Origin of the sequence: Kitasatospora sp. NPDC006697 (genome assembly GCF_042869935.1) — a bacterium.
Lineage (GTDB): Bacteria > Actinomycetota > Actinomycetes > Streptomycetales > Streptomycetaceae > Kitasatospora.
Window position 1 is genome coordinate 131,424 of the sequence record NZ_JBIAGU010000025.1, and the last position, 8,723, is coordinate 140,146.

Below are 8,723 nucleotides of genomic sequence, written 5' to 3' on the forward strand. Positions count from 1 at the left end.
CTACCTCTGCAGACCGGACTCCAGCTCGGAGCGCGGCCCGCCCTCCGACCGCTCCGTCTTGAACCCCTTGCTGCCGGGCGCCACCGTGCGCGGATCCACCGCCTCGGACGGCGCCCCGGTCGCGTACAGGCCGTCCGGCGTGGTGTCCCGGTCGTGCGGCAGCAGCCAGAACACCCGGCGCCGGAAGGTGCCGGAGGAGCGCGACGGCTTGGCGCCCGGGCCGAGCTGCGCGTACCCCACCATCCGGCCGTTGCGGTGGTACGGCGGCTTCCCCCGCCGCGTCGGCAGCCGGTCCAGGCTCTGCCGCACATAGTCGAGCCCGCTGATGTCCTCCAACCAGACGAGAGCCGCCTCGTGGGCGATCTCGTCCTCTGCGATGAGGGCGCTCATGCTGTCTCCTCGTCAGCGAGCAGGCCGATACCCGGGTAGTACTTCCGCTGGTTGGAGAGGATCATCTCCTTGGGCGATGCCAACCCCACCGTCTCACGGATCCGGGTGGCGAACGCCCGGGACGACAACGGTGCAGCCCCTTCAGTCTGGCACCAGGCCTTATAGGCAGCGTAGAGCTGCGCTTGTTCCGCACGCTGCTCGGGGGCGACCGTGCAGGCCTCGTGGATGAACCGCCCGGTGTGGTCCTCGGTCTCCGCGTACGAGGTGGTGGCGATCCGCACCCGCTCCGGCCCGGTCAGGTCCTTGTCCCCGGCCAGGTAGCGCCGGGCACCGGTGATCAGCCAGCTGAGGATGCCGGGGCCCTCCTCGGTCACCAGCACGTCCGCCAGGTTGTCGATCTTCCGGTCGTCCGGCACCACCCGCTCGAACGGGATCAGCCGCATCCGGCGCCAGAACGCGAAGCCGCCGGTGCCCACCTCGGGCCGGTGGTTGCCGAGCAGCCACAGCTTGTGCGTCGGCTGGAAGCTGAAGAAGTCCTGCCGCATCCGGCGCGCCTTGATCCGGTCGCCGCCGGTCAGCAGCTTCACCCGGGCCTCGTCGAAGCGGTCTCCCGGCCGCACCTCGCTGCACACGATGACCCGCCGGCCGTGCAGCTCGGCCAGGTCGGTCGGGTGCCCCTCGTACGGACGGGCCATCAGGAAGCCCGGCGGAGCCGCGTCGGCGTAGTCGCCCAGCAGCTTCATCAGCACGTCCAGCAGCACCGACTTGCCGTTCTTGCCGTAGCCGAAGAGGAACGGCATCACCTGCCCGCCGACGTCCCCGGTCACCGAGTAGCCGAGCAGCAGGTGCAGGAAGCCGACCATCTCCGCGCCCTCCGGCCCCTCGCCGAAGGTGTCGGTCAGGAACCGGTTCCAGCGCGGCGTGGCCATCTCCCGGGGGGCCGCGGTGGTCGAGCGGGAGTGGAAGTCCTTGTTGGGGTCCGGCGCACGGATCAGCCCGGTGCGCAGGTCGACGATGCCGGCCGGCGTGCAGAGCGCGTACGGGTCGGCGTCCAGCTTGGCCGCGTTCAGCACCATCCCGGGAGCGGAGCGGGCCTGCTGCAGCATCGCGTTCATCCCGCTGGTGCTCAGCGCCCGCCGCTGGTGCTGCTGCAGCGCCGAGCCGCTGAAGATCCCGCGCGGGTCCTCCAGCGCGATGCTCTCGGCCAGGTCGCCGGCCGCCCACAGCACCGTGTCGTCCTCGTCGCTGAGCCACCTGGTGCCGTCCCAGCGGTACCAGCCCAGGCCGGGCACGTGCCGGTAGTCGTCGGCGTACAGCCGCACGAAGAGCTTGGCGTTGCCGCGGTCGGTCAGCGTGTCGGGCAGCAGCCCGGCCGCCGTCACCGGACCCGCCACGGCCGGCGGCGCAACGTCGGCCACCGCCGGCACCCCGGCGAGGATGCCCCGGGCCACGGCCTCGGCGTCGAACAAGGTGTCGCTGTCCGAAAGGTTCATCCACTCCTCCCGGGTGCCAGCGGCCGCCGTGCACCGGCCTGCATCCCGCCGCGGATGATCGCCTGGCAGCGCCGCTGCTGACCGGGGCGGGCGTGCTCGGCCGCCTCGCCCAGCACCCGCTCCGCCTCCCCCTGGCCCAGCGCGCCGGCGGCGACCAGCCCGCCGGCGGTGTACGCCGCCCGGTTCAGCCGTTCGGAGAAGCCGGCCCCCTCGGCCACCGCCCCGCACGCCACCACCTCGGCCAGCAGGCCGGTGAGCATCCGGGTGGCCGTTCCGCGGCCGCCACCGGCCGCCAGGACGGCCGCGCGGGCCCGGGGCGGTACGGCGGACCGGACCGGGGTCTGATCGGGCGTCAGATGGCCCGTACGGCGCAGCTCGGCCGCCAGCCAGCCGGGCAGCGGCGCGGGCTCGCGCCCCCCGTCCACCGCACGGTACGCGCCGGCCCTGGTCCGGGTCCCGGGAGCCACGATGTACCCGCCGTGCGCCCGGACGTCCACCTGCCAGGCCAGCGCCCGGCCGGCCGACGAACCGGTGGAGCACTGCCACCGCTCACCGGCACCGACCCGGTACCAGACGTGCAGGCCTCCGGACGGCGTGCGCACCCGCAGCGTCCCGGCGTCCTGCGCCGGACTGGTGGCACCGTTCAGCGCCGCCAGCACCGCCAGCGTGTGGAACCCGTTCGCCAGCCCGGTGAGGTCCACCTGCCCGGGGATCGCGATGCCCGGCAGCAGGCGGTCCCGATCCGGCACCACCGCCTCGTGGGCGTCCACGTCCACCACCAGCAGCCCGGCCGGGCCGCAGGCGATGCCGACCCCGAGCCCGGGCGTGCCGCCCCACCAACGGTCGATCACCTCCGGGTCCACCGTGGCGGCATGGAACCCGTGGCACCACCGGCCGGCCGCGATGCAGCCGCACCCCCGGTGGTCGTGGCCCGGCTCCCGGCAGGCAGCGCAGTTCCCGGCGGGCGTTTTGCGCCCGGGCGCGAGCGGCAGCACCGGCCATCCCCGCGCGGCACACCACCGCGCGGTTCCCCGAGCCCGCACGGGGATGGTTGAGTCGCTGCCCCAACCCCGCAGCTCAGCAGTCATGACATTCCCCCGTCAGCGACCAAAGCGACTCGATGAGGAAATCACAGTAGCGAAGGTCATGGAACAGGTGGGCCAGCTGTTGCAGCCCCGTCAAAAAACGAGCCGAGCGACTGAAAGGGCACGCCCCAGCTACCGAAGCCTTCTTCAGTCGCTGCCCCGCAGAACCACCAAAACCCCAGGTCAGCGCCCTGACCCTGCCTCAGGCAGCGACTGAAGCGACTCAAGGTCCCTATATATCAGCTACATACACAGATGTGTCATACGCGGGCGCACATACGCACACACGCACACGAATGTCCTCATATACCCGACCTTCAGTCGCTTGAGTCGCTGTCCATCCGGGGCCACCGCCTCTGACCTGCACTTTTACCCGCACCCGCGCCAGCGACTGAACCATCACTGGGTCGCTCCCTTTCAGTCGCTGCCCCAGCCGGCCCCCACCACCTCGAGCGCCCCACGAGCCGCGCTGAACCCAACCTCCGCCGAACGCCCACCATCCACGGTCGCTTCAGTCGCTCCGCACCCCTCGCCACCTCACACCGCCGCCGCCGGGCTCTTTCCCCACCCACGGCGAGAAGGCCCCTGACGGCACCTCAGCCAACCTTCCGTACCCGGCCGACCTCAGGACCCACACCCACTACCGAAAGCCGCCCACAGCCCCCGTAGAGCCCCTGCACGGGACCGGCTACCCCTACGACCCCCTAAGCCCACTCCACGCCGAGCTCCTGCAGCTGCCCCCGCTGCTCCGCACTGAGCTTGTCCCGCCTCGCCTTGGTGTTGTTGAGCCAGGTCCCCAGGGCCACCCCGTCAGCGGTCCTGAACGCCCGCGGCACCTTCGCATGGCCCTCCCGCTCGGTGAACTCCACCAGAGCCACCAGATGCTGCCGGAACCGATCCGCCCGCGACGTCTTCGGCCTGGCGGCCGCCGCCCGCTCAGCAGCGAGCCCCGGGTCCTCCTCGATCCCCAGAGCAGTCAGCAACTCCTGCTGTTCCTCCACCAGCTCCGCCCAGGCGGCCCGCTGCTCCCGCACCCACCGCCCCAACTGCTCGCCCTCGAACACCGTCCCCACCGGCAGCCGAGCCCACTCCACCCGCCCCTCCGCCGCCAGCCACCACACCCTGGCCACCGCGTAGCAACGCTGCCAGGTGACCGGCCACTCCGGGCACCACCAAGGATCGACGGCCTCCAACAGCGCCCGACGGATCGGATCCAGCCGCCCGGGCTCCCCGGCCGGCACCTGCGCGGCAGCCCGCTGGGCCGCCAGCCACGCCCCGACCGGATACCCGCCCACCGAAGCCCGCGCAGGGGCGGCCAGCGACCCGCCGTGCTGCTGCGCCCACACCCGCGCCCAGTCCAGCCCGATCTCGAACCGCGCCTCGTGCACCGACCAGACCATCCCGAGCTGCTCCAGCAACCCGACCCGGTGCGCAGCCAACTGCCCGTCCGCGTACTCGACCCGACGATCCGACAGCCACTTGCCGAGCGGGAAGTTCCCCTCCTCGCCCACCAGCGCGGAGTACGGCACATCCAGCCCGCCCGTCTCCTCGTACCAGCGCCTGGCATGCCCGATCCCCTCCCGCCAGGCCTGGGTCTCCCCGGTGAGCACCCGCAACTGCACGAAGAGCGCGAGCACGTCGGCATCCACCGGGTTCTGGAACCGCACCGGCAGCGTGAACGCGGCCGCCCGCGAATCGCCCCCGAACTCGCCCTGCCCGGGAGCGCTGAACGCCTCGGCCCCGAGCCCCTTCGTCCGCAACCCGGACTTCTGCGGCACCGCCAACGCCTCCACCAGCCGCGCGTCATGACTGCGCAGCGCGGTCAGCACCTTCACCAGCGGCGCGTACGAATCGGACGCCAGGATGTCCCCGGGCTCCTCCCCGGCCCCCAGGAACACCGGCACGATCAGCGAGGCCGTCTTCCCCTCCCCGGGCTTCATCCGCAGCGCCCGCCCGATCGCCTGCACGATATCGACCATCGACCCCCGGCCCTGCAGCAGCACCGCGTCCGCATTCGGAATGTCGACACCCTCACCCAGCACCCGGCAATTGCTCAGCACCGCGTGCCGAAGACCCTCATCCTGCTCCGCATTCCCGAACCCCCTGATGACACTCTTCCGGAAATCCACCTCGTGCTCACCACTGAGCCACTGCGCCCAGAACTCCTGAGGATATTCAGCCGGATTCTCGGCATTCAACCGGTCAACCGCCTGATTCAGCGTCTCCGAGAAATACCGGGCCTCGATGGTCCTGTTGTGGAACGTAATGACACGCCGCAGACCCCGCTCAACAGCCGTCTTCACCAACGCGGCCTGGACGGCGGCGATCCGCTCGGCAGGCACCAGATCCTCGCTGCCATCACGTGCCGGGCCCACCCCGGGCCCCCAGGGCACCGGCTGACGCCGCGCCGCCCTCCGATCCGTCACCGGATCCCGCAGCTCCAGCACCACGATCTCGAACGGCGCGAGCAGACCCCGGTCAACCGCCTCGGCCAGCCCCAGCGAGACGACCTGCGGCCCGAACAGCCCTTCATCATCCATCGACACGGCCAACTCCTCCGGCAACGGCTGGAAGGCCTCCTCCCGCGGCCGCGCGCCGGCCCCGGGCGGCGCCCAGATCCTCGGCGTGGCGGTCATGTAGAGCCGGCGCACGGCAGGCACCTGCTCCTGGTCGTGCACCAGGGTCCACGCTTTCTCCGCACTCCCCGAAGACCGGTGCGCCTCATCACAGACCATCAACTCCAGCGGCGCCAAACCCCGCCCCCGCCCTGCCCAGAACGCGTACGCATCAGCCACCGCCCCAGCAGACGCATAGGTCGCATACAACGTGACCGGCCGCTGCGACGCCCCCGCACGGGCCAGCCACATCCCGATCGCCAACGGACTCGTCGACCCGAGCACCCCCTGCGGCAACTCGCCACTCGTCAGCGAACACACCGCATACGCCTGCCCGCCCCGCCCAGCCTCCTGCCACGAACCGACCGTCTGCACCAGCAGATCCAACGTCGGCACCACCACCAACACAGCCCCCCGCGGCGCCAACTTCTGCGCAGCCGCAGCCCCGACAAACGACTTCCCCGTCCCCGTCGCCATCTGCACAGTCGCCCGCAACCCCTCCCCACCCACCACCCCGGGCCCCGGCGTCAACGCCCGCACCACCGCCGCCACAGCCTCCTGCTGATGCGCCCGCAGCCGAACCCCGCCCACAACGTTCTCCTTAGGCATCCCAGCCCGGCCACCCGGACCACGGCAGGAAATTCAAAAACCACATTCCGACACACCATCAGCTACCGGCCAGAAATCAGCAAGCACCCTTTCCATACCTTATCAGAGCCACCCCATTCCCCACCGAAAGACATCCCGCCAAACCCAAGTCGACCCACCCCCAAACCCCCCTCGGCAACCCGCCCAAACCAGAGGACTCCGTCACACAGCGAGCCCATTCCCTGAACCAATCAGGCAGCACCGCCTGAAAGCAGCCGGACCCCTTTCCCGGTCGGGCGCGCCGACCCGTCGATAGCGCAACTCCTCACTGGCCTGCTCCCACACCGGGGCACTTCCTGTCCCGCCAGACCGCGGCGACCCGATGCCTCCGACCAACCGAAGGCAGGCACATCGGTGGCGAGCAGAGCACGCTTCGCCACCGGACACCCCGCTCACAGGCCCCACCCGCGCACCGGGCATCACCTCCCCGCTGGCGTGCGAGCCCGGCTCCGGGTCGCTGGAGACCGTCGCCCTCGACCCAGCAGATGTCGGGCCCACCCCTGCGACCCTGGCCGCCCACGACCCCTCAGCAGGCCGGATCGCCGGCCACATACTCCTCCAACCCACCATCACCTCTACCCCGCTCGACCGCCGAGCCGGCCTGGGCGATGGCCACCGCCCAGAACCACGCCACCCCGATCACCCTGCTGCGCGCACACCTCTTGGCCGCCCGCCCTCTCACCGATCTGCTTCACCCTCCACCGGTACACCGGCGGCCACGAGGTGGGCTACCGCCCGCCCTGAGCCCGGCCAACTCCTCGGCAGCCCGCTGCTTGTGCCGCGCCAGCGTCCATCCGTACCTGGTCGGGGAGCTGGCAGCCGTGGTGTTCACCGCGGCCTGCGACGTGCAGCTGTCGATCGCCGACCACACGGACGTGGCCGTTGACAGGTGTGCGGTTCGGCGAGTCGGACCGCTTGGACGACCTGGGCCTGACGTTCGGTGAGGAGTGGCTGCTGGCCTCCTGGGACGACTCGCGGGCCGAGAGCGTCCACCAGCTACTCCACCGCGGCCGCCGCCCGGGTGGTTGGACCGCGCCGCTGCCGGACGGCCCGTGGGAAGCGGCCGGGCACATCGCCGCCGAGCAGGCCGTCTCGATCCTGACCGACCGGGCCAGCGGGGCCCGCATTCATCGGACTGTCGGCGACGCCTTGGACGTCCTCCAGCGCGCCCACGCCAACCGGCTCCGCGCCGAGCGTGCGGTGGCCGACATGCCGCCCCTGGCGCTCAAGCGTCCGACCGGCTGGAGCACCCCTTCCGCCCACGGCCTGGCGCACCGAACCGCCCCCCCGCTCGGCGACGGCTTTCTCCTGCTCACCTGGCCCGACCCTCCCGGGCGTCCAGGAACTCCAGCAGGCCGGCCGCCCCGTCGCCTGCATCGAGGAAGACGACGTCCAGCGCGGCACGAACCCCTGCGCTGCCCCGACGCCGACGCCGACACCGCCCTTGCTGTGCTGCGCCGCGCCCTCGGAGAACACCTCACCCACTGGTAGACCTCGCCAGCTGAACAAGCCCCGTCGCCCGGCCAATCACATCACCGCCGCAACACCAGAGGCCGCCACCCATCCGCATCGTTGGCGGCCGTGCGTGCGCGGTACCTTGGCGTGCCCTTCCCGTTCGACGAATGCGGTCAGCGCGGCCAGGCCCTGCCCGAAGCGGTCGGCCCGCGAGATCTTCGGCGGCTCCTTCGCGGCCGCCGCCCGGGCGGCCGCCAGCTCTTGGTCTTCCTCGAGGCCGACGGCCGGGAGCAGGTCCTGCTGCTCCCGGTGGAGCTCGGCCCAGCCGGCTCGTTGAGCTCGGACCCATTGCCTGAGCTGCTCGCCCTCGAACACGGTCCTCAGCGCCAGGTTGGGCCCGTCGACTCGGCCGTCATGGAGCCGCTGGAGCCGGCCCCGGGGCGGGTGGTGCCTACTGGCCTTGGCCGGCGCTTGCGATCGGACCGATCTTGACGGGGTTGTCGTCCACGGCGGGCAGTGAGCCGGCGCCGGGCCAGGGGAGGGTGACCGGGTGGGTCTCGTCGGGCGGGGTGATGATCAGGCCGGTGATGCGCAGGCCGGACCCGCCGGTGTTGTTGGGTGGGTAGCTGATGTCGAAGTAGGTGGACTTGCCAGGTGCCAGGACGGTGGTGGTGGCCGGTTCGCCGGAGCGTCGTGCGGACAGCGGGTTCGAGGCGGTCTTCAGGTCGACGCCGGCGTATCCGGTGAGCGTGCAGTCCTTGGTGCTGTGGTTCTTCAGTTCGACCGCGACGGTGTTGTCGGCGTCGCCGGTGATGGTGCGGTCCGCGGCGGTGATGGTCAGGTCCGTGGTGCGGCACTTGGCGGTCTTTGCGGCCGCGCCGGCCTGGCCCGGTCCGTTCGAAGCCGAGCCGCCGGTGGATGTCGTTGCGGTGGCGCCGGGGGTGCCCTGCGCGGTGTCCATGTCGTCGTTGCAGGCGCTGAGCGAGAGGGCGGCGGTGACGGCCAGGGCGGCGAAGGCGAAGTTGCGGACGCGCATG

7 protein-coding genes are annotated in these 8,723 nt (G+C 71.6%); 1 reads left to right on the forward strand and 6 read right to left on the reverse strand.

The window, feature by feature from the left end; all coding sequences use genetic code 11:
- The 4 genes from ACFYNO_RS29310 to ACFYNO_RS29325 all read right to left on the reverse strand — a co-directional run bounded on the left by ACFYNO_RS29310 (position 1) and on the right by ACFYNO_RS29325 (position 6,192).
- Positions 1 to 390, reverse strand: coding sequence for a DUF6009 family protein (locus tag ACFYNO_RS29310; RefSeq protein ID WP_388019077.1), 390 nt, complete (start codon positions 388 to 390; stop codon positions 1 to 3).
- Positions 387 to 1,883: a phage/plasmid primase, P4 family gene (locus ACFYNO_RS29315; protein ID WP_388019080.1), complete on the reverse strand. Its 1,497-nt coding sequence runs from the start codon at positions 1,881 to 1,883 to the stop codon at positions 387 to 389. The genes ACFYNO_RS29310 and ACFYNO_RS29315 overlap by 4 nt, the downstream gene beginning before the upstream one ends.
- The gene (locus ACFYNO_RS29320) at positions 1,880 to 2,971 is read right to left on the reverse strand and encodes a bifunctional DNA primase/polymerase (protein WP_388019083.1); all 1,092 of its coding nucleotides are present in this window, start codon (positions 2,969 to 2,971) and stop codon (positions 1,880 to 1,882) included. The genes ACFYNO_RS29315 and ACFYNO_RS29320 overlap by 4 nt, the downstream gene beginning before the upstream one ends.
- A gap of 701 nt (positions 2,972 to 3,672) precedes the next feature.
- Positions 3,673 to 6,192 (reverse strand): Helicase associated domain protein, encoded by a 2,520-nt coding sequence (locus ACFYNO_RS29325; RefSeq protein WP_388019086.1) that lies wholly within the window; start codon positions 6,190 to 6,192, stop codon positions 3,673 to 3,675.
- 921 nt (positions 6,193 to 7,113) lie between these two features.
- Between ACFYNO_RS29325 and ACFYNO_RS29330 the strand changes: the two genes are divergently transcribed.
- The gene (locus ACFYNO_RS29330) at positions 7,114 to 7,722 is read left to right on the forward strand and encodes a hypothetical protein (protein ID WP_388019089.1); all 609 of its coding nucleotides are present in this window, start codon (positions 7,114 to 7,116) and stop codon (positions 7,720 to 7,722) included.
- 36 nt (positions 7,723 to 7,758) lie between these two features.
- On the opposite strand, the gene ACFYNO_RS29335 is transcribed toward ACFYNO_RS29330, so the two are convergent.
- Positions 7,759 to 8,061, reverse strand: a complete 303-nt coding sequence (locus ACFYNO_RS29335) for a hypothetical protein (protein WP_388019092.1) — start codon at positions 8,059 to 8,061, stop codon at positions 7,759 to 7,761.
- Between the two features lie 76 nt (positions 8,062 to 8,137).
- On the reverse strand, positions 8,138 to 8,723 hold a 586-nt coding region (locus tag ACFYNO_RS29340), incomplete at its 5' end, for a DUF4232 domain-containing protein (protein ID WP_388019095.1).